The sequence below is a fragment of the Paraburkholderia phenoliruptrix genome, from assembly GCF_019511605.1.
Classification (GTDB): domain Bacteria; phylum Pseudomonadota; class Gammaproteobacteria; order Burkholderiales; family Burkholderiaceae; genus Paraburkholderia; species Paraburkholderia phenoliruptrix_A.
The window spans coordinates 166,859-188,472 of record NZ_JAEUAV010000004.1 but is presented as its reverse complement, the minus strand read 5'-3'; the positions used below and the strand labels follow the sequence as shown (position 1 = coordinate 188,472).

At 62.8% G+C, this 21,614-nt stretch carries 18 protein-coding genes; 13 read left to right on the top strand and 5 right to left on the bottom strand.

Annotated elements, in window-relative coordinates; translation table 11 throughout:
• Positions 1-4: 4 nt before the first annotated feature.
• Together fixJ and fixL are read right to left on the bottom strand one after the other, a co-directional pair.
• Positions 5-649 (bottom strand): oxygen response regulator transcription factor FixJ, encoded by a 645-nt coding sequence (fixJ, locus tag JNB89_RS08635; protein WP_006051254.1) that lies wholly within the window; start codon positions 647-649, stop codon positions 5-7.
• Positions 646-3,162, bottom strand: a complete 2,517-nt coding sequence (gene fixL / locus JNB89_RS08630) for an oxygen sensor histidine kinase FixL (RefSeq protein ID WP_041728759.1) — start codon at positions 3,160-3,162, stop codon at positions 646-648. The genes fixJ and fixL overlap by 4 nt, the downstream gene beginning before the upstream one ends.
• A 275-nt stretch (positions 3,163-3,437) precedes the next feature.
• Between fixL and aceE the strand changes: the two genes are divergently transcribed.
• The 3 genes from aceE to lpdA all read left to right on the top strand — a co-directional run bounded on the left by aceE (position 3,438) and on the right by lpdA (position 9,903).
• Positions 3,438-6,134: a pyruvate dehydrogenase (acetyl-transferring), homodimeric type gene (gene aceE / locus JNB89_RS08625; protein WP_135894418.1), complete on the top strand. Its 2,697-nt coding sequence runs from the start codon at positions 3,438-3,440 to the stop codon at positions 6,132-6,134.
• A 97-nt stretch (positions 6,135-6,231) separates the two neighbouring features.
• A complete protein-coding gene (aceF, locus tag JNB89_RS08620) occupies positions 6,232-7,917 on the top strand; it encodes a dihydrolipoyllysine-residue acetyltransferase (RefSeq protein ID WP_220361911.1) in 1,686 nt (561 codons plus the stop codon).
• 210 nt (positions 7,918-8,127) lie between these two features.
• Positions 8,128-9,903, top strand: a complete 1,776-nt coding sequence (gene lpdA / locus JNB89_RS08615; RefSeq protein WP_220361910.1) for a dihydrolipoyl dehydrogenase — start codon at positions 8,128-8,130, stop codon at positions 9,901-9,903.
• A gap of 391 nt (positions 9,904-10,294) precedes the next feature.
• Here lpdA and JNB89_RS08610 read toward each other — a convergent pair whose 3' ends face one another.
• Positions 10,295-10,867: a phasin family protein gene (locus JNB89_RS08610; RefSeq protein WP_006051259.1), complete on the bottom strand. Its 573-nt coding sequence runs from the start codon at positions 10,865-10,867 to the stop codon at positions 10,295-10,297.
• Positions 10,868-11,618: 751 nt separating this feature from the next.
• On the opposite strand from JNB89_RS08610, the gene pbpG reads away from it, so the two are divergent.
• Entirely contained in the window at positions 11,619-12,800 is a 1,182-nt protein-coding gene (pbpG, locus tag JNB89_RS08605) for a D-alanyl-D-alanine endopeptidase (RefSeq protein WP_220361909.1), read from the top strand.
• Between the two features lie 115 nt (positions 12,801-12,915).
• Here pbpG and JNB89_RS08600 read toward each other — a convergent pair whose 3' ends face one another.
• Positions 12,916-13,728 carry an IclR family transcriptional regulator gene (locus tag JNB89_RS08600; protein ID WP_013338756.1) on the bottom strand — a complete coding sequence of 271 codons (813 nt, stop codon included), beginning with the start codon at positions 13,726-13,728 and terminating at the stop codon, positions 12,916-12,918.
• A gap of 179 nt (positions 13,729-13,907) precedes the next feature.
• Between JNB89_RS08600 and JNB89_RS08595 the strand changes: the two genes are divergently transcribed.
• Together JNB89_RS08595 and JNB89_RS08590 are read left to right on the top strand one after the other, a co-directional pair.
• The gene (locus tag JNB89_RS08595) at positions 13,908-14,630 is read left to right on the top strand and encodes a (Fe-S)-binding protein (protein ID WP_220361908.1); all 723 of its coding nucleotides are present in this window, start codon (positions 13,908-13,910) and stop codon (positions 14,628-14,630) included.
• 10 nt (positions 14,631-14,640) lie between these two features.
• The gene (locus JNB89_RS08590; RefSeq protein WP_220361907.1) at positions 14,641-16,056 is read left to right on the top strand and encodes a lactate utilization protein B; all 1,416 of its coding nucleotides are present in this window, start codon (positions 14,641-14,643) and stop codon (positions 16,054-16,056) included.
• Positions 16,057-16,234: 178 nt separating this feature from the next.
• On the opposite strand, the gene JNB89_RS08585 is transcribed toward JNB89_RS08590, so the two are convergent.
• Positions 16,235-16,747, bottom strand: coding sequence for a hypothetical protein (locus JNB89_RS08585; RefSeq protein ID WP_220361906.1), 513 nt, complete (start codon positions 16,745-16,747; stop codon positions 16,235-16,237).
• A 267-nt stretch (positions 16,748-17,014) separates the two neighbouring features.
• Here JNB89_RS08585 and JNB89_RS08580 point away from each other — a divergent pair, with 267 nt between their 5' ends.
• The 7 genes from JNB89_RS08580 to hscB all read left to right on the top strand — a co-directional run bounded on the left by JNB89_RS08580 (position 17,015) and on the right by hscB (position 21,555).
• Entirely contained in the window at positions 17,015-17,254 is a 240-nt protein-coding gene (locus tag JNB89_RS08580) for a hypothetical protein (RefSeq protein ID WP_220361905.1), read from the top strand.
• A 144-nt stretch (positions 17,255-17,398) separates the two neighbouring features.
• Entirely contained in the window at positions 17,399-17,896 is a 498-nt protein-coding gene (locus JNB89_RS08575; protein WP_220361904.1) for a low molecular weight protein-tyrosine-phosphatase, read from the top strand.
• 188 nt (positions 17,897-18,084) lie between these two features.
• A complete protein-coding gene (gene iscR, locus JNB89_RS08570) occupies positions 18,085-18,615 on the top strand; it encodes a Fe-S cluster assembly transcriptional regulator IscR (RefSeq protein ID WP_013338762.1) in 531 nt (176 codons plus the stop codon).
• Positions 18,616-18,688: 73 nt separating this feature from the next.
• Positions 18,689-19,912, top strand: coding sequence for an IscS subfamily cysteine desulfurase (locus JNB89_RS08565; protein WP_013338763.1), 1,224 nt, complete (start codon positions 18,689-18,691; stop codon positions 19,910-19,912).
• Between the two features lie 90 nt (positions 19,913-20,002).
• Positions 20,003-20,416 (top strand): Fe-S cluster assembly scaffold IscU, encoded by a 414-nt coding sequence (gene iscU, locus JNB89_RS08560; RefSeq protein ID WP_013338764.1) that lies wholly within the window; start codon positions 20,003-20,005, stop codon positions 20,414-20,416.
• A 133-nt stretch (positions 20,417-20,549) separates the two neighbouring features.
• Positions 20,550-20,873, top strand: a complete 324-nt coding sequence (gene iscA, locus JNB89_RS08555) for an iron-sulfur cluster assembly protein IscA (RefSeq protein ID WP_013338765.1) — start codon at positions 20,550-20,552, stop codon at positions 20,871-20,873.
• Between the two features lie 154 nt (positions 20,874-21,027).
• Positions 21,028-21,555: a Fe-S protein assembly co-chaperone HscB gene (hscB, locus tag JNB89_RS08550; RefSeq protein WP_013338766.1), complete on the top strand. Its 528-nt coding sequence runs from the start codon at positions 21,028-21,030 to the stop codon at positions 21,553-21,555.
• Positions 21,556-21,614: the final 59 nt, after the last annotated feature.

The following is a 21,614-nucleotide window of genomic DNA, read 5'->3' as shown; positions in this document are numbered from 1 at the left end:
CGTCTTATTGCGCCGGTTGCGGCTTGTTGGACAACGCGAGTCGCAGCAGGTCGGCAACCGTGTTGACGTTGAGCTTTTCCATGATGTTGGCGCGGTGCGCTTCCACCGTCTTGATGCTGATGCCGAGGTCGTCGGCGATCTGCTTGTTCAGGCGGCCTGCAATGATGCGCTCGAGCACCTGATGCTCGCGCGCGGTCAGCTTGCCGAGGCGCTCAGCGGCCGCGCGCTGTTGCTGCACGCTGGTGCTTTCGCTGCGTGCCTTGTCGAGCATGCGCTCCACGAGCTTGCGCAGTTCGGCTTCGTCGAACGGTTTTTCGATGAAGTCCATCGCGCCTTTTTTCATCGTGGACACGGCCATCGGCACGTCGCCATGACCCGTCACGAAGATGATGGGCAGCGACGCATTGTCCGCGATCAGGCGTTCCTGCAGTTCCAGTCCGCTCATGCCGGACATCCGCACATCGAGAATCAGGCAGGCGATCTGGCCCGGATGCTGGTGCGGCTGCCACGCGTCGATAAACTGCTCGGCGCTGGAGAAGCACTGCACGCGGTAGCCGTTCGCCTCCAGCAGCCAGCGCAGCGAATCTCGCACGGCCTCGTCGTCGTCGACGACAAAGACAGTTTCCTGTGTGGTGACTGGGCTGTTCATAGCTCTCCCGTAACGGTTTGTGGTGTCGGTGCCTCGGACCCGCCGTTGCTCGGGCCGTCAGGCTCTCCAATAGGCAGACTGCAGTGGAACGTGGCGCCTGTGATGTGGCCGTCGGACTCGACGTTGTTCACCACCCACAGACGGCCGCGGTGCGATTCGATAATCGAACGGCAAATGTTCAGCCCCATGCCCATGCCGTCGGACTTGGTGCTGTAAAACGGTTCGAACAGCCGCTCGGCCGTTGCTTCGTCGACGCCCGGCCCCTGGTCGACGACGCTGATGCACACAAAGCCGCTCTCCAGCCGCACGACCACGCGGATCACCGGATCCACCGCGTGCGGCCGCGCTTCGGCCATGGCCTCGGCGGCATTCTTCAACAGGTTGACCAGCACCTGCTCGATCAGCACCGGGTCCACATAAATCACCGGCAGTCGCGAGCGCATGTCGGTGACGATGCGAATGCGCCGTTTGCGCGCTTCGATTTCGGCGAGCCCCACGGCGTCCGCGACGATGTCCGATACGCGGGTGGCCTGACGCTTCGGCTCGCTGCGTTTCACGAATTCGCGAATGCGCTTGATGATCATGCCCGCGCGCACCGCTTGCTGGGCGGTTTTTTCGAGCACGGGCAGCAGATTGTCAGGCGTTGTCCGACCCGATTTAACCAGTGCGACGGTTCCGGAGCAATAGTTGTTGATCGCGGCGAGCGGCTGATTCAGCTCGTGCGCGAGCGACGAGGCCATTTCGCCCATCGTCATCAGGCGGCTCGTGAACTGCAGCTTTTCATCCTGCTGACGCGACAGTTCCTGCGCCTGTTTGCGGGTCGTGATGTCCGTTGCAATCTGCATCTGCGCGAGGTGACCGTCCACCCACTGAATGTACTGACGGCGCACTTCGAACCACTTCTGGATGCTCTCTACATACACTTCCTGGGCGTCGGCGGTGCTCTCGGTGAGCGCGGCGGCGGGCAGCCCGGCGTACGTGTCCACCATGTCGATCGAATCCGACGACGCCTGCGAGCTGTCGAACCCGCCGCCCGCCAGTTCCAGATGACCGTCGGGACGAATGCCGAATAGATGCCGGTAATAGCGGTTCGCGAACAGCAGTTCGGCTTCGTCGGCGGCGAGCACGGACACCGCGGCGTCCAGACTCTCGAGCACGGTGGTGAAGCGCTCGTGCGCGGCGGCCAGTTCCTCACGCGCGCGTTTCGGCTCCGTGATGTCCGTCATCGACGACATCCAGCCGGTCTGGCGGCCCGAGCTGTCGATCAGCGGCGACACGTAGAGGCGCGCATGGAACATGGAGCCGTCCTTGCGTCGCACCCGCAATTCAAAACCGGAGGAGGGCGCCTTGCCGCGCAGCGTCATGTCGAGCTGGCGCTGCATTTCCGGATACGAGTCGCGCGGCCAGTAGGCGAACGGCGCCGTCTTGCCGACCAGATCGCTTTCGTCCCAGCCCGTCATGCGGCAGAACGCCGGATTCACGTGCGTAATGCGGCCGTGCATATCCAGCACGCGCATGCCGATCAGCACGGAGTTTTCCATTGCGCGACGGAAGAATGCTTCCGCATACAGCGCCTGCTGCGCCTCGAAGCGCTGGCGTGTGTGTTTCCACAGACTCCACAGACTCCACAGCACGAAGCACGACAGACCCGCCACCAGCCACACCAGCGTGTTGTTGGTGAAGTTGGTCATCTGCGGGAACGCATAGACGCGCACCGAGACGCCCTGGCCTGGCGGGTCGAGCGGCAGGTCGTAGAACATGTCGCGCGGCAGGCGCGGGCGCGTGGACGTGGTGGTCAGCTCGCGATTGTTCGCGTCGATGATCGAGATCTTGTACTTGGCCGACAGCTCAGTCGGAATGTCGTGCTTGAGGATGCCTTCCACCGAGAACACCGCGGCGATCGAGCCGAGAAATTCGCGGTCGCGGAACACCGGTGTCTGCAACGTGATGTAGCCGTTGCCGACGTCGTCATAAATGAGCGGCGAGTACACCTGGCGGCGCGTGCTGCGCGCCTCGGCGAAGGCGGCTTTCACCGCTTCGTCCATTTGCGTGTCGTTGGGCTTGGCAAGCCGCTGTCCGAACACGGGCAGCGCCGTATTGGGCCAGCGCGGCTGCTGCTGGCTCGTGTACCAGTTCATGTAGAGGATTTCGGGATGCCCCTGCATGATGTCCGTGGTGGACGCCTGAAACGAATTCGGATCGGCGTGGCCGGCGGCAAGGTCGCGCGCGAGCGCCTGGATCTGCTCCTGCGCGCCCGTCATGGAAAGACGGATTTGCTGCTGCGCCCACGCGACGTTGCGGTAAAGCGTGTCTTCCTGCTGTTGCTGCTCGCGCCGGTTCAGACTCCACAAAATCAGGCTCATGACGACCAGAAACACGAGGATCGACAAAAGCGGCGTCAGCAAATAGGAATTGGACCACCATGGCCCATGGTGCCAGCGGGAGGACGGCGACGAATCCGCCGGCGAACCAGCGGTGCGCGCCGATCGAGCGAAAAGCCGTTCGGTCAACATGCGTGGCATTGTAGCGCAGCGCGTAGCTGGCAAATGGCGCAAAAAATCACGGAAAGTCCCGTTAATCGGCGCAAACTAGCCGAAGTATTCCCGCAAAGGCAGTCAAATCAGGTTGCGCCGCAGCAATTTTCCGCATTATGAGAGCGAATCTCGTAATTCGAAAATTTTGTTGCGTGGACGTCGGGACCCTTATTACAATCGGCCGAAGCTGCCGCGGCCGTGCTTCGTCCGCGTCGTCTGTTCAAAGAGCGTTCCTCTATATCCAGGAGACGAGCATGTCCGCTGTACCCGACGAAGTCATGAAATATGTCGCCGCTGAAAAAGACGACGATCCCCAGGAAACCGGCGAATGGCTGGAAGCGCTGGATGGCGTGATTTCTGCTGTTGGCCCCGACCGTGCCCACTACCTGATCGAGAAGCAGATCGAGTTCGCCCGCGTGCATGGCGAACATTTGCCGTTCTCCGCCAACACCCCTTACATCAACACGATCCCGGTTTCGCGTCAGGCGAAGATTCCCGGCGACCAGGACATCGAACACCGTATCCGTTCGTACACGCGCTGGAACGCCATTGCCATGGTGCTGCGCGCCGGCAAGGACACCAACGTCGGCGGCCATATCGCGTCGTTCGCGTCCGCCGCCACGCTGTATGACGTCGGCTTCAACCATTTCTGGCACGCACCGTCGCCTGAGCATGGCGGCGACCTCGTGTTCGTGCAGGGCCACTCGTCGCCGGGCGTGTACTCGCGCGCGTTCCTGCTCGGCCGTCTGACCGAGCAGCAACTCGACAACTTCCGCCAGGAAGTGGGCGGCGAGGGCATCTCGTCGTATCCGCACCCCTGGCTGATGCCGGACTTCTGGCAATTCCCGACCGTCTCGATGGGCCTTGGCCCGATCATGGCGATCTACCAGGCGCGCTTCATGAAGTACCTGCAGGCGCGCGGCATTGCGAAGACCGACGGCCGCAAGGTCTGGGCGTTCCTCGGCGACGGCGAAACGGACGAACCGGAATCGCTCGGTGCGATCGGCATGGCCGGCCGCGAGCGGCTCGACAATCTGGTGTTCGTGATCAACTGCAACCTGCAGCGCCTCGACGGTCCGGTGCGCGGTAACGGCAAGATCATCCAGGAACTGGAAAGCGAATTCCGCGGCGCGGGCTGGAACGTCATCAAGGTCGTGTGGGGCAGCCGCTGGGACGCGCTGTTCCAGCGCGACAAGTCGGGCGCGTTGATGCGCCGCATGATGGAAGTCGTCGACGGCGAATACCAGACGTACAAGTCGGAGTCGGGCGCGTTCGTTCGCGAGCACTTCTTCAATACGCCGGAACTCAAGGCGCTGGTCGCCGACTGGTCGGACGAAGACGTGTGGAACCTGAACCGCGGCGGCCACGATCCGCACAAGATCTACGCGGCGTTCCACGAAGCCACCCACACGAAGGGCCAGCCGACCGTCATTCTCGCGAAGACGATCAAGGGCTACGGCATGGGCGAAGCCGGCCAGGCCATGAACATCACCCACCAGCAGAAGAAGATGCAGGTGGAGCAGCTCAAGAAATTCCGCGACCAGTTCCGTCTGCCGATTTCCGACGAAGACATCGTCAACGTGCCGTACCTGAAGTTCGAAGAAGGTTCGAAGGAACTCGAGTACATGCGCGCCCGCCGCCAGGAGCTGGGTGGCTACCTGCCGGCGCGCCGCCAGAAGGCGGAGTCGCTGCCGGTGCCGGATCTGTCCGCGTTCGAGCCGTTGCTCAAGGGCACGGGCGAGGGCCGCGAGATTTCCACGACCATGGCGTTCGTGCGTATTCTCAACATCCTGCTGAAGGACAAGGCACTCGGCAAACGCGTGGTGCCGATCGTGCCGGACGAGTCGCGCACCTTCGGTATGGAGGGTCTGTTCCGTCAGATCGGTATCTGGAATCAGGACGGCCAGAAGTACATTCCGGAAGACTCCGACCAGCTGATGTTCTACCGCGAGTCGGAAACCGGTCAGATTTTGCAGGAAGGCATCAACGAAGCCGGCGGCATGTCGGACTGGATCGCAGCCGCGACGTCGTACTCGACGCACGGCGAGATCATGATCCCGTTCTACATCTTCTACTCGATGTTCGGCTTCCAGCGCATCGGCGACCTCGCGTGGGCCGCGGGCGACATGCGTTCGCGCGGCTTCCTGCTGGGCGGCACCGCGGGCCGCACCACGCTGAACGGCGAAGGTCTGCAGCATGAAGACGGCCACTCGCTGCTGTGGGCCGCTTCGGTGCCCAACTGCATCAGCTACGACCCGACGTTCGGTTACGAACTCGCCGTCATCATGCAGGACGGCCTGCGCCGCATGGTCGCGGAACAGGAAGACGTGTACTACTACATCACGGTGATGAACGAGAACTACGAGCACCCGGCGATTCCGCAGGGAGAGAACGTGGCGGCCGACATCATCAAGGGCATGTACTCGTTCCGCAAGGCCGAAGCCGACAGCAAGGCGCCGCGCGTGCAGTTGATGGGCGCGGGCACGATCTTCAACGAAGTGATCGCCGCCGCTGACCTGCTGAAAAACGACTGGGGCGTTGCCGCCGACCTGTGGAGCGTGCCGAGTTTCACCGAACTCGCGCGCGAAGGCCACGAAGTGCAGCGCTGGAACCTGCTGCATCCGACGGAGGAGAAGAAGCTGTCCCACGTCGAGAAGCTGCTGAAGGACGCGCAAGGTCCGGTGATCGCATCGACGGACTACGTCCGCGCGCTCACGGAACAAATCCGCGCGTTCGTGCCGCAACGCTTCGTCGTGCTGGGCACGGACGGTTATGGCCGCTCGGACACGCGCGAGAAGCTGCGCCACTTCTTTGAAGTCGACCGCTACTGGGTCACGGTTGCCGCGCTGAATGCACTGGCAGACGAAGGCACGATCGAACGCAAGGTGGTCGCCGAGGCGCTCAAGAAGTACAACCTCGATCCCGCCAAACCCAACCCGATGACCGTCTAAGGCATCATTCCCCGTGTGCCACGGCGTGCGCGCCTGCCCCTGACCGGTCTTCGACCGGCGCAGGCAGGCCGCGTGCGCGGCCCAGGAGACACTAACAATGAGTCAAGCGATCGAAGTCAAGGTGCCGGACATCGGCGATTACAAGGACATTCCTGTGATCGAGGTGCTGGTGAAGGCGGGTGATACCGTCGAGAAAGAGCAATCGCTCGTTACGCTGGAATCCGACAAGGCGACGATGGACGTGCCGAGCTCGGCGGCCGGCGTCGTGAAGGAAGTGAAGGTCAAGGTTGGCGACAACGTGTCCGAAGGTTCGCTGATCGTCGTACTGGACGGCGCACAGGGTGGCGCGGCCGCACCGGCGCCCGCACCGGCTGCCGCGCCTGCACCGGCGCCTGCACCTGCACCTGCACCTGCGCCTGCGTCTGCACCCGCGCCTGCGCCGGCTGCTGCTCCCGCCTCCGGCGGCGGCCGCGAGGAAGTGAAGGTGCCGGACATCGGCGACTACAAAGACATTCCCGTCATCGAAGTCGCGGTGAAGGTCGGCGATCGCGTCGAGAAAGAGCAGTCGCTCGTCACCCTCGAATCCGACAAGGCGACGATGGACGTGCCGAGTTCCGCTGCCGGCGTCGTCAAGGAAGTGAAGGTCAAGGTGGGCGATACCGTGTCGGAAGGCTCGGTGATCGTCGTGGTGGAAGCCGAAGGCGCTGCTGCCGCCCCGGCGCCGGCACCCGCTGCTGCGCCGAAACAGGAAGCCGAAAAACCGTCGGACGCGCCGGTTGCGCCGTCGCCGGCACCGGCTTCGCCGTCCGCGCTCGCACAGGCGCCGTTGATTCCGGCAGGCGAGGGCGGCTCGCGCCGCACCAGCCACGCTTCGCCGTCCGTGCGCAAGTTCGCGCGCGAGCTGGGCGTCGACGTCACGCAGGTCCAGGGCACGGGCCCGAAGGGCCGCATTACGCAAGCGGACGTCACTGCGTTCATCAAGGGTGTGATGACGGGCCAGCGCGCGGCGCCGGCAGGCGCGGCCGCGCCCGCGGCGGCAGGTGGCGGCGAGCTGAATCTGCTGCCGTGGCCGAAGGTCGACTTCTCGAAGTTCGGCCCGTTCGAGGCGAAGCCGCTGTCGCGCATCAAGAAAATTTCCGGCGCTAATCTGCACCGCAACTGGGTGATGATTCCGCATGTCACGAACAACGACGAAGCGGACATTACCGAACTCGAAGCACTGCGTGTGCAGTTGAACAAGGAAAACGAAAAGGCCGGCGTGAAGATCACGATGCTGGCGTTCGTGATCAAGGCGGTAGTGTCGGCGCTGAAGAAATTCCCGACCTTCAACGCGAGTCTCGACGGCGACAACCTCGTGTTCAAGCAGTACTACCACATCGGTTTTGCTGCGGACACGCCGAACGGTCTGGTGGTTCCGGTGATTCGCGACGCGGACAAGAAGGGCCTCGTCGAGATCGCGAAGGAAATGACCGAGCTGTCCAAGGCCGCGCGCGAAGGCAAGCTCAAGCCCGACCAGATGCAAGGCGGCTGCTTCTCGATTTCGTCGCTGGGCGGCATTGGCGGTACGAACTTCACGCCGATCATCAACGCGCCCGAAGTCGCGATTCTCGGTTTGTCGCGCGGCGCGATGAAGCCGGTGTGGGACGGCAAGCAGTTCGTGCCGCGTCTCACGCTGCCGCTGTCGCTGTCTTACGACCACCGTGTGATCGACGGCGCGGAAGCTGCACGCTTCAATGCGTATCTCGGGTCGATTCTTGCCGATTTCCGGCGTGTGATTCTTTGATGTGATGTTGCGCGGGGCACCGGTCGCGGCCGGTGATCCGCGCGTTGGCGTAGAACCTGTTCTCACATCGGTGTTCTGCGTTGCCCCGTTGGGCAACGGTGCGTCCTCGAGCGGGCAGCAACGGATATTGCTGTCCGCCGCGCGCTAAGCTACGAGGCCTTGTCGACACAGGTTCTTCGCTCGTCACGATCAACAGGAGAAGGGGACACTATGAGTCTCGTCGAAGTAAAAGTGCCGGATATCGGCGACTTCAAGGACGTCGATGTCATCGAAGTCAATATCAAGCCGGGCGATACGATCGAGCAGGAACAGTCGCTCCTGACGCTCGAGTCCGACAAGGCTTCCATGGAAGTGCCGAGCGACACCGCCGGGACGGTCAAGGAAGTGCGCATCAAAGCCGGCGATAAAGTCTCGCAAGGCACGGTGATCGCGCTCGTGGAAACGTCGGGCGAAGCGTCGTCCGCGAAAGAAGCGCCGAAGGCTGCTGCGCCGGCGCCCGCACCGGCTCCCGCAGCTGCCGCTGCGCCCAAGGCCGCCGCGCCCGCGCCGCAAGCGGGCAGCTTCAGCGGCAGCGCGGACATCGAGTGCGATATGCTCGTGCTCGGTTCGGGCCCCGGCGGTTATTCGGCTGCGTTCCGTTCCGCCGACCTCGGCATGAAGACCGTGCTCGTCGAACGTTATTCGACGCTTGGCGGCGTGTGCCTGAACGTCGGCTGCATTCCGTCCAAGGCGCTGCTGCATACCGCGCTGGTGATCGACGAAGCCGAAGCGCTCGGCTCGCACGGCATCACGTTCGGCAAGCCGCAAATCGACCTGGACAAGCTGCGCGACTTCAAGTCGGGCGTGGTCAAGAAGCTCACCGGCGGTCTCGCCGGCATGGCGAAGATGCGCAAGGTCGAGGTCGTGACAGGCACCGGCGCGTTCGTCGATCCGAACCACATGGAAGTGCAGACCGAAGGCGGCAAGAAGGTGGTGCGGTTCAAGCAGGCGATCATCGCGGCGGGTTCCGAAGCGGTGAAGCTGCCGTTCATACCGGAAGATCCGCGCGTCGTCGATTCGACGGGCGCGCTCGAACTGCGGCAGATTCCGCAGCGCATGCTCGTGATCGGCGGCGGCATCATCGGGCTGGAAATGGCCACGGTGTACGCGACGCTCGGCGCGCAGATCGACGTGGTCGAAATGCTCGACGGCCTGATGGCCGGCGCGGACCGCGATCTCGTGAAGGTCTGGGAGAAGTACAACGCGAAGCGCTTCGCGAACGTCATGCTCAAGACCAAAACGACTGCGGCAGAGGCCAGGGAAGACGGCATCTACGTGTCGTTCGAAGGCGAGAAGGCCCCGGCCGAGCCACAGCGCTACGACCTGGTGCTGGTGGCCGTGGGCCGTTCGCCGAATGGCAAGAAGATCGGTGCCGAAAAGGCTGGCGTCGCTGTGACGGATCGCGGCTTTATCGAAGTCGACAAGCAGATGCGCACCAACGTGCCTCACATTTTCGCGATCGGCGATATCGTCGGTCAGCCGATGCTGGCGCACAAAGCTGTGCACGAAGGTCACGTTGCAGCGGAAGCCGCGCATGGCGAGAAGGCGTATTTCGACGCGATCCAGATTCCGTCGGTGGCTTACACCGATCCGGAAGTGGCGTGGGCCGGCAAGACCGAAGACCAGTTGAAAGCAGCCGGCATCAAGTACGGCAAAGCTGTGTTCCCGTGGGCCGCGTCGGGCCGGGCGATCGCCAACGGCCGCGACGAGGGGTTCACCAAGCTGCTGTTCGACGAGGAAACGCATCGCGTGATCGGCGGCGGCATTGTCGGTCTGAATGCGGGAGATCTGATCAGCGAAGTGTGCCTGGCGGTGGAGATGGGCGCGGACGCGACGGACATCGGCAAGACGATTCACCCGCACCCGACGCTCGGCGAATCGATCGGCATGGCGGCCGAGTTGTACGAAGGCGTTTGTACCGACCTGCCGCCGCAGAAAAAGAAGTAAGGCGTTCGGCCGGTTCGTCTGCGTGCGGACGGCACTGAAAAAAAACGGCGCGCCCCGCGAAAGGGCGCGCCGTTTTTAATTGTCCGAAAGACTGCGAGTTAGAGCTTGTCCGCGGCCGTTGCTGCGCGTCCAGTTGCGCGTCCAGTGAGTCTGCAGGGAAACACTGCAAGAAACACGGCGCAAAAAAATCCCGGCTCTGGGCCGGGCAAACGATACGTCATTCGACGTATCGGAGCGTTCGGCCAATTGGAACCGTGGGAGCGGCAACGGCACGACGCTGTTGCTTACAGCAACGCCGGCGCAGCGGTTACGCTGGGCCGGCGCGGAAGATGCCTGAGCTCAGGCTTCGGTGCAGGCCCCGCAAGCGAGGCCTGGAACGGCAGACGGAAACTTAAACCGGCTTCTTGGCCGAGCGCGATGCCTGCGCAGCGGCTTGCGAAGCTGCCTTCGACGCGGCCGTGGCGGCTGCGTTGAAGTTGCTTTCCGCGATTTCGACAGCCTGCTTGGTTGCCTTGTGGACCGTTTCGTACGTCGTGTTGGCGGCGGTGATGGCCGACTTGATCACGGCGACGGCGGTTTCCGAACCGGCCGGCGCATTCTTGGCGACGTTTTCGACGAGCGACTGAACCTTGCGGTTCTGCTCTTCGAATTGCGCTTCGGCTACGCGGGCGAACTCACCTTGCGTTGCCGAGACGATTTCGTACACATGACGGCCATACGACAGCGCCTTTTCAGCGACCGGCTGGGCGAGGCTCGCTTGCAGGGCCAACAACTCTTGCGCGTCTTTGACCGACAGCGCGCGTTGGGCATTTTCCTGGCTTTCCGCGAGCGTCGATTTCACGACTTGCAGGTTCAGTTCGACCAGTTTCTCAACGCCTTCGAATGCTTTGGTGGTCAGGCCGAACAGCGTTTCAAAGTTGGCTTTCTGGGCTGCAGCGAATTGCTCGGGGGTCAGCAGAGTCATGGTTTACGCTCCTGGATCGCGGCCGATCTTTGCGGACCGCATTGGGTGGTGGCGAGACGCAGATTCGTCTGCCCGGACTGCGATGAATGGTGCATCGCAGCAATGGGTTCTATTTTAGGATGGTGCCGGTGAATGTCAAGCGCTTTTTGTGCATTGCACAATCTTAAGAAACCGCTTACGAAACAATAGCTTATGCGCTGTGCATGACGGCTCGGTGACGCGGCATGATTGACCTGCGTGGGCGGCGCGAGGAGATCATTCCGGTAATAGGTTCCGGCTGCGGCGGCCGTTTTGCGTACCTCGGCAGTGCGCTGCAAAATTTAACAAAAGGCGGGTGTCCGCGCGAATTGATGTAAACCATAAAGCGTTACGGAACGTTAATTGTTGACGCCAGTCAAATGCGCGTCTGTGATTTGCAGCAGGCGTTTAAGACTGTGCCTCGGGCCAGGCGAGCCCGCTTGCGGTCGGCGCCGCGGGGTCTGGCGTTCGGCCAGAGCCGTGTTTCCCCTCATCAAGGTTGTCTCTGAATTGCCGTTATGCTAAAGGGATCACACCCTTTTGAGGGCTCTGGCGTCGGCGAAACGTGGCGCTTTTGATCGTTTTTATCGATCGAGGCGCGGCACTTATTTGCGTTTTTGCGATCCCAGCTTACAAGCTGGTTTAAAGAGCGCCCATAAGTGCTTCAAATTGCTAATTTTTCGTTGTTTTAATACACTTGCGGAACCCTCTCGCCGCTCCCTATAGAACACCCATGAAAACCGACATGTTTTCGTCGCTGAAAGTGATCCACGGCGCGGCGCGCAGCACCGCTCTGTCGGTTGCCGCCTCCATGGTCCTTGCGGCGGCGCTTGCCACGCCAGTAAGCACCTTTGCCGCGACGTCCGCTACCTCAGCGAAAACCTCAAAACACGCCAAGGCCGGCAAGAAGCCTGCCGCGCCCGCCAAAGTCTCCAGCAAGGCCGCGAAAGCCGGCAAGGCTGCGGCCGCCAAAACGGCTGCGGCGGAGGACGATGCGCCCCGCGCGGGCGTCAAGCGCAAGCGCGTGATCTATACGACCAATGGCCGTCACCACACCGTGGTGCGGCGCGTTGCGTATGAGCCGCGTCCGCCGACCGTCGGCCAGGCATTTGGCCTGCACGAAACGCCGGACGCGCTGATGCTGCGCTCGAGCGTCGCGTACGTGGTCGACCAGAACACCGGCGAGCCGCTCTTCGACAAGAACTCGCGCGCCGTGGTGCCTATCGCGTCCATCACGAAACTGATGACCGCGATGGTCGTGCTAGATTCGAAAGAGCCCATGACCGATCAGCTCGAAGTCACGGACGAAGACCGCGACTACGAGAAGAACACCGGCTCGCGTCTGTCCGTCGGTTCGGTGCTGTCGCGCGAAGACATGCTGCACATCGCGCTGATGGCCTCCGAAAACCGTGCTGCTGCCGCGCTGTCGCGCTACTACCCGGGCGGCCGCCCGGCGTTCCTCGCTGCGATGAACGCGAAGGCACGGCAGCTCGGCATGACTGACACGCACTTCGAAAACCCGACCGGTTTGACGAGCCAGAACGTGTCGAGCGCGCGCGATCTCGTGAAGATGGTCAACGCGGCGTATCAATATCCACTGATTCGCCGGTTCTCCACCGACCACAGCTATGAGGTGTACACGGGCAAACGCACGCTGGCCTACAACAGCACCAATGCGCTCGTGCGTAACCCGACGTGGGACATCGGTCTGCAAAAGACCGGCTTCATCAACGAAGCCGGCGAGTGCCTCGTGATGCAAGCTAACATTCACGGCCGCCCGATGGTGCTGGTGCTGCTCGATTCGTCGGGCAAGTACTCGCGCTTTGCGGACGCCACGCGCCTGCGCACGTGGCTGGATAACGGCGGCGATCAGGCCCGCATCACGAGCGCGGACGCTGGCGGTCCGGGTACTTGAGATGGCTCACATGCGGCCGCTTGCATAAACGGCCGCCGCCAAAGCAAAGCCCCGCAGATGCGGGGCTTTTTCGTTTTGAGCCTTTGCAAGCCGGTGATCGGCTTGCCGTGTAGCGCTAGCTGTGCGAATTCGGATGATGGCCAGGATTCTGCGAGGCTTGCGGCCGATACCCGAGCGCCTCCGAAATGACCAGCGCCGTCTGGCTCAACTGACCAAGCCAGGAATCCTGCAGACGGTCGGCCGGCGCCGACAACGACAACCCGGCGACCAGCTTGCCGGTGTCGTCGTAGATGCCCGCGGCGATGCAGCGCACGCCCAGTTCCAGTTCTTCGTTGTCGCGCGCGCATGCCTGCTGGCGCACATGCGAAAGCTCGCGCTCGAGCTTGGCGAGGTCGGTAATGCTGTTTTGCGTGTGACCCGACAGGCCCGTGCGCGTCGCGTACGCGCGCACGCGCGTGGATTCGTCGGCGGCGAGAAAGAGCTTGCCGACGGAAGTGAGATGCAGCGGCGCCCGGCCGCCGATGGCCCGCACCACCTGCATGCCCGAGCGCTCTGAATAAGCGCGCTCGATGTAGACGATCTCGTCGCCCTGACGCACCGACAGGTTCACCGTCTGGCCGGTCTGACGGTGCAGCTCGCGCATCGGCGCAAGCGCCGCGTCGCGCACGGACAGCCGCGCCTTCACCAGATTGCCGAGTTCGAGCAGGCGCATGCCGAGCCGGTACGTGCCGGGATCCGACCGGTCGACGAGGCGGCACATCACCATATCGTTGAGGATGCGGTGCGCGGTGGACGGATGCAGTTCCGTGCGCAGGGCGAGTTCTTTCAGGCTGACCGGGTCGCTATGCGCGGCGAGTGCGTCGAGCAGGCGCATCATGCGTTCGATCACCTGGATCGAAGTTTTGGGATCCGGGTTCGTGTCGCTCATAAGAAGAATCAGTTGACGCGTCAAACAGCGGAAATTGATTGTATCTCGTATGGTGAAAAAAGCGAACGCACTTGGAGGTGCTCTTCCAATTCGGCGACGCATTCGCCCTATGCCTTCCGGCCGTTGGTATTGTGCGCCAAACAGCGGATAATCAGGGACGTTTTCCCGGAGGAGGGCTCATGCGAGTCGGATTGTTCGTCACCTGCCTGATTGACCTGATGCGGCCCGAGATCGGTTTTTCGGTAATCAAGCTCATTGAATGCGCCGGCTTCGAGGTGGTGGTGCCGCCCGCGCAAACCTGCTGCGGCCAGCCTGCGTATAACTCCGGGGAACGGCGCATCGCGCGCGACCTCGCCGAGAAAACGCTACGCGAATTCGAGCAGTTCGACTACGTGGTCGTACCGTCGGGCTCCTGCGGCGGCATGATTCGCGCCCATTACGGCGACCTTTTCGCCGACGATCCCGAGCTGATGAGCCGCTTTGGCCGGCTGCGCGCCAAGGTGTTCGAACTGACAGATTTCCTCGTCAACGTTGCAAAGGTTCAATTGCAGCCCGGCGAGTTCACAGGGCAGGTCACTTATCACGACTCCTGTTCCGGCCTGCGCGAGCTCGGCGTCAAAACGCAACCGCGCGAGCTGCTCGCGCAGGTGGGCGTGGCGGTGACCGAAATGAAGGGCTGCGAGCATTGCTGCGGCTTTGGCGGCACCTTCGCGGTCAAGTACGGCGACATTTCCACGGCCATCGTCGACGAAAAGTGCGCCAATATCCGTGAGAGCGGCGCCGGCGCGGTGGTGCTCGGCGACCTCGGCTGCATGCTGAATATAGAAGGGCGCCTGAGGCGTACCGGCGACACCGCCACGCGCGTGCTGCATATCGCGCAGGTACTGGCCGGCGACGTGTGACGGAGAAGCCATGCAAATCCAATCCATGCAGTTCAAGGCGCGCGCCGGTCAGAAGCTCGCTGACCAGCGCTTGCAGCAGAACCTGACCAAGCTGTCCACCAAGTTCGTCTCGGCGCGCGCCACGGCGCTCACGGCCATCGACTTTCCGGCCACGCGCGCCGCGTTGAAGGAGCGCCGCAACCGCGCGCTCGAGAATCTGGACGTGTGGCTCGAAACCTTCGAGCGCGAGGCAACCCGGCGCGGCGTCACGGTGCTGTTCGCCGAGACCACGCAGGAGGCTGCGCGGCTCGTCGGCGACATTGCGCGCCGCCACGACGTGAAGAAGGTGATCAAGACGAAGTCGATGGTCACCGAGGAACTGCGCCTGAACGAAGTGCTCGGGCAACTGGGCGTGCAATCCATCGAAACCGATCTCGGCGAATACATCCTGCAGATCAACGGCAACGAACCGCCGAGCCACATCATCGCGCCCGTCGTCCATAAGGATAAGGACGAGATTGCCGACCTCTTCGCGCGAACCCATGGCCGGCCGCGTCTCACGGAGATTGCGGACATGACGCTCGAAGCCCGGCAGATGCTGCGGCCGCACTTCATGAGTGCCGACATGGGCGTGACGGGCGGCAACTTCGTGATCGCGGAGACCGGCTCTGTCGTGCTCGTCACGAACGAGGGTAACGAAGGTATGTGTACGGTCATGCCGCGTGTGCATGTTGCCGTCACCGGCATCGAGAAGGTGTTGCCCACGCTCGAAGATCTCGCGACGGCCATGCGCCTGTTGCCGCGCTCCGCGACCGGCCAGAGCACGTCGAATTATTTCTCGGTGCTCACCGGCCCGCGCGGCGAGGGCGATCAGGACGGACCGGAGCACATGTACGTGGTGCTCGTCGACGGCGGACGCACGGGGCTCATCGGCGGCGATTTTCAGGAGATGCTGCGCTGCATCCGCTGCGGCGCGTGCATGAACCATTGCCCTGTTTATCAGAAGGTGGGCGGCCACGCGTATGGTTGGGTCTATCCGGGCCCAATGGGCTCGGTCTTGACGCCGAGCTACGTCGGGCTCGACAAGGCACTCGATCTGCCGCAAGCGGCCACGCTCTGCGGCGAGTGCAACAGCGTGTGTCCGGTAGGCATTCCGTTGTCGGACCTGCTGCGCAAGTTGCGCGAAAAACAGGTCGAGCGGCGCCTGCGTCCATGGAAAGAGCGCGCCGGTCTTGCGCTATGGGGCTTTCTGGCGATGCATCCGGATGCCTATGCGCTCGTCACCAAACTTGCCGTGCGCGTGCTGGAGCGCATGGGCGGGAAAAACCGCTCGATCGCCAAGCTGCCTTTGGCGGGTGCCGGCTGGACCGCTACGCGCGAAATGCCGGCACCAGTGGGGCGCACGTTCAGGGAGTTGTACGCCGCACAGCGCAGCCATATTGGTTAATTAATGCAAGCCCGGTTGGTGCGCTCCGGCACTCGTAGCTCATCGACCGAAGGAGCATCCAGCCCTGCGCATTCGCGCGCGTCGCTGCTTGCGCGTCCCGCTCGGCGCGCCGACGGACATCCCGGCGTGCTGCACTCGGAAGGTTCGCGGCACCGTGTAGCGCTAAAGCAGCGCGGCTTTAATGCTCGGTCGGCCCACCTGAGGGCCGATTCGGAACGCCTCTGGCGACCGGCGCGCCGCCGTTGCCTCGACCACCACCTCCTCCTGCCTGCGGGGCGGGGGCCGGCGGAGGCGGCGGCGCGACGCCGGGCCGCGGCGCGTTCGATCCGCTCGGTCCGCGCGGGCCGCCCACCGCGCCTTGCGGCGGCGGTCCGCCGCTCGGCTGACCGCGCGAGCCACCGTATCCCCCGCGATTGCCGTTGTCCCCGTCATGATACGGGCGACCCGGATAGCCTCGATATCCCGGACCCGGCCCATAATAGCGCCCCGGACCGTCGTAATACCCCGGACCGTAATAATTGCTGTAGCCCATGTACACATTGGTCTGTGGGACAACCGGCACGCCGTACGCGTCGTAACCGTCATAAGTGCTGTAGCCGTTGCTGTACATCGGTGTGCCGTCCGGATAGACAGCACAGCCGCCGAGAAGGGCGGCGAGGGTGACGGCGGCCAAAGGTGCAAAGCGTTTCATTTCAAGCCCGAGGCAGGAGGTTTCATAGCTATGAGACCGCAATTATGCGCATCTGTCGCGCTAGGTTTGTATGCTTTTGTAAGGACTTATTTTTCGTGCCAGGCTGCGTTGCGCGGTTGCCTGCCGCAAGCCCTGCCGTCGACTGTTCCATTTCAGACAACGCTGTATCGCGGCTGAGCGGGTTTTTCCCGATTGTCGATTCCTATAGCATTCGTGATGGGCATAGTGAGTAACGCACTCGCTAGCCATCTTCTGGAATAAGACATCATGAGAAAGACAATAGCGATGTACTGGCCGCTTGCGCTCGTTATCGGTTTGGCCGCAGCAGCCTACCTGCACCTGTACAGCGATGCGGCCGCGCGCGGCCCGCAGGCGCCGCTAGCGGCGGATCAACTGAGCGCGGAGCTCGCCCGGGCCGTGTCCTACGGGATAATCGACGATGCCTCCTCGCCTGCAGTCAAACCGTTGCGCGAGATTCCCGCGCTGCCTTTAGTGCAGGCGTCCTGAAACCATGAGGCGCGGCGGCAGAGCGTCACGCGGGCGGCCGACGCGATTTCGCGCGGCTTTGTATAATCGCGGCACCGCGCAGCGACGCCAGACTTTGTACGTCGTTCGCCCTCACTGCGCCGCAAGCGCGACAAGAAGCCTGCGATGAAAACTGTGTCCATCTGCTTTGTCTGCCTCGGGAACATCTGCCGTTCGCCGACCGCGGAAGCCGTCATGCGCGGTCTCGTCGAAGAGGCGAAGCTCACGGAGCAGATTCTGATCGACTCGGCAGGCACCGGCGATTGGCACATCGGCCAGCCGCCGGACGAGCGGGCGCAGCATGCCGCGCGCGGTCGGGGCTACGATCTGGCGGCATTGCGGGGGCGCCAGATTGCAGAAATCGACTTTGACCGCTTCGACCTGTTGATTGCGATGGACGACAGGAACGTCGCCGCGCTGCGCCAGGTTTGCCCGCCACAGCAGCAGGACAAGATTCGCCTGCTGATGGAGTTCGTGCCGGAGAGCGACGTGCGCTGGAGCGGCGCGCGTGAAGTCGCCGACCCTTACTTCGGCGGTGCAGACGGTTTCGAGCAGGTGCTGGACCAGTGCGAAGCGGCGTGCCGCGGCCTCATCGCCGCGTTGCGCCCCCAATTGCTCGGCTAGCTTGTCCACGCCGCTGCAACACGGGGTATAAGCAGTGCACAAGCAGTGCACAAGCAGTGCACAAGCGGTGCACGAACCGGGCGAAAACATTTAAGTGAATGACCCATATCGCGACAGGGATACTTGACTAAATCGCTCATGTATTTATACTTGACAAAACTTGTCGAGAATAGCGGTTCCCCATACATATGAGACTCACCACGAAAGGCCGTTTCGCCGTCACGGCGATGATTGACCTGGCGTTGCGCCAGGAGCAGGGCCCGGTGACGCTTGCGGGTATCAGCCAGCGCCAACACATCTCCCTGTCCTACCTCGAGCAGCTGTTTGGCAAGCTGCGTCGCCATGAAATCGTCGAGTCCGTGCGCGGACCGGGCGGCGGCTACAACCTCGCGCGCCGTCCCGAAGACGTGACGGTGGCCGACATCATCATCGCGGTGGACGAACCGCTCGACGCCACGCAGTGCGGCGGCAAGGGCTCGTGCGAAGGCACCAAGCAGCACGACGGTCACTGCATGACGCATGAGCTGTGGTCCACGCTGAACCAGAAAATGGTCGAGTACCTGGATTCCGTCTCGCTGAAGGATCTGGTCGATCAGCAGCGTTCGCGCGAAGGCGCGCCGGCGGTTCTGCGCGACAGGCGCAGCGAGGCGCCCGCGGTCGAGCCGGTGCGCGTGGCGCCCAAAGGTCCCAATTCCGTTTTCAACATGGCCGGTTCGTAAGACGCGGCGCGGCACCACCGCAGCGCGATAGCGAATTCAGAAGCCAGAGCATACGACGTCCCCGGAGCGATAGATGAACAACGAGATTCCCCACCTGCCCATTTACATGGACTACAGCGCCACGACACCGGTCGATCCGCGCGTGGTGGACAAGATGATTCCGTATCTGCGCGAGCAGTTCGGCAACCCCGCGTCGCGCAGCCATTCGTATGGCTGGACGGCGGAGCGCGCGGTCGAAGAGGCGCGGGAGCACGTCGCGGCGCTGGTGAACGCCGATCCGCGCGAAATCATCTGGACCTCGGGCGCGACCGAGTCGGACAACCTCGCCATCAAAGGCGCGGCGCACTTCTACAAGAGCAAGGGCAAGCACATCATCACGGTGAAGACCGAGCACAAGGCCGTGCTCGACACCTGCCGCGAGCTCGAGCGCGAAGGCTTCGAAGTGACCTATCTCGACGTGCAGGACGACGGTCTGATCGACCTCGAGAAGTTCAAGGCCGCGCTGCGCCCGGATACGATTCTCGTGTCGGTCATGTCGGTGAACAATGAGATCGGCGTGATCCAGGACATCGAGGCAATCGGCGAAATCACCCGTGAAAAAGGCATCATTTTTCATGTGGACGCCGCTCAGGCCACCGGCAAGATCGACATTGACCTGCAAAAGCTGAAGGTCGACCTCATGTCGTTCTCCGCGCACAAGACCTACGGCCCGAAGGGCATCGGCGCGCTGTACGTGCGCCGCAAGCCGCGCGTGCGTATCGAAGCGCAGATGCACGGCGGCGGTCACGAGCGCGGCATGCGTTCGGGCACGTTGGCTACGCACCAGATTGTCGGCATGGGCGAGGCATTCCGCATCGCACGCGAAGAAATGGCAACCGAGAACGAGCGCATTCGCATGCTGCGCGACCGGCTGCTGCGCGGCCTGTCGGAAATCGAAGAAGTGTATGTGAACGGCGACATGGAAAAGCGTGTGCCGCACAACCTGAACATCAGCTTCAATTTCGTCGAAGGCGAGTCGCTGATCATGGCGGTGAAGGACGTAGCGGTGTCGTCGGGCTCGGCGTGCACGTCGGCTTCGCTGGAGCCGTCGTACGTTCTGCGCGCGCTTGGTCGTAACGACGAACTCGCGCACAGCTCGATCCGCTTCACGGTGGGCCGTTTCACGACCGAGCAGGACGTGGACTACGTGATCAATCTGCTGAAGACGAAGATCGCGAAGCTGCGCGATCTGTCGCCGCTGTGGGAAATGCACCAGGACGGCGTCGATATTTCGAGCATCCAGTGGGCAGCGCACTGACGCGCCGGCTGGTCGAAAAATTTTCGCGCAGTTCAGGTTCACCGCGCGTTCAACGCAACAGCGGATCGAAACGAATCAAGGAGTGTAATCATGGCTTATAGCGACAAGGTTCTGGACCATTACGAAAACCCGCGCAACGTCGGCTCGTTCGCCAAGGACGACGACGCGGTCGGCACCGGCATGGTCGGCGCGCCCGCGTGCGGCGACGTGATGAAGCTGCAGATCCGCGTGGGCGCGGACGGCATCATCGAAGACGCGAAGTTCAAGACGTATGGCTGCGGTTCGGCCATCGCGTCGAGCTCGCTCGTGACCGAGTGGGTGAAAGGCAAGACGCTGGACGAGGCAATGTCGATCAAGAACACGCAGATCGCCGAAGAACTGGCGTTGCCGCCGGTCAAAATCCACTGCTCGATTCTCGCGGAAGACGCAATCAAGGCAGCGGTCGCCGACTACAAGCAGCGTCACGGCGAAGCAGTGGCCGAGAGCGAGAAGCAGCACGCCTGAAGCCGCGCAGTTCGCGACCAGCCAGGCGAAGTGAAGCAAGGCAGACGGCGCGTATGGCGCCGTCCGGCAAGAGCGATATTTGATGCAAGCAGGGTAGCGGCGCATCCGCACGCACCGCGCAATGAGAAACGCTATGGCAATTACGTTGACCGAAAAGGCAGCACAGCACGTGCAGAAGTACCTGACCCGCCGCGGCAAAGGCGTGGGTCTGCGTCTGGGCGTGCGCACCACTGGCTGCTCCGGCTTGGCATACAAGCTCGAATATGTGGACGAACTCGCGCCCGAGGACCAGGTGTTCGAATGCAACGGCGTGAAGATCATTGTCGACCCGAAGAGCCTCGCCTATATCGACGGAACCGAGCTCGACTTCGCGCGTGAGGGCCTGAACGAAGGCTTCAAATTCAACAACCCGAACGTGAAGGACGAGTGCGGTTGCGGCGAGTCGTTCCGCGTGTAGCGGGAGCAACTCCGCGTGCAGCGGACCAAAGGCGGCGCGGGCCGCCTTTTTAGTTTGCCGCGCGAGATCGCACGACGCGAGCGCCCGCGCCGCAATTGGGCTGCACGTGAACCGCACTACGGTGCGCTTCTCTGAACGAAAAAATACTTATCCGATGGCCTCGCTGAACGATAGCCACTTCGACCTCTTTGGTCTGCCGGCGCAATTCGCGCTCGATCCGGCTGCGCTCGATCACGCGTATCGCACGGTGCAGGCGCAAGTGCATCCGGATCGCTTCGCGGCGGCCGGCGACGCGCAAAAGCGCATCGCGATGCAATGGGCGACGCGCGCGAACGAGGCGTATCAGACGCTGCGCGACCCGCTCAAGCGCGCGACGTATCTGCTGCATTTGCGCGGACTCGACGTGGGCGCGCATGACAACACGGCCATGGAACCGGCGTTTCTGATGCAGCAGATGGAATGGCGCGAAAGCATTGAAGACGCGGCCGCGGCGAAGAACGTCGACGCGCTCGACGCCCTGCTCACCGAGTTGCGCGACGAAGAGCGCGTGCGCTTTGACAAGCTCGGCGCGCTGCTCGACAGCGGCGCGAATCAGGCGGCGGGCGAGGCCGTGCGGCAGTTGATGTTCATTGAACGGGTGGCGTCGGAGATCGGCTCGCAGATCGAGCGGCTCGAAGGCTAGATCGGCCTTTATCGCCTGACTCGCCGCCGCATTGCAGCGCTCAGGTGGCGCTCACGTGG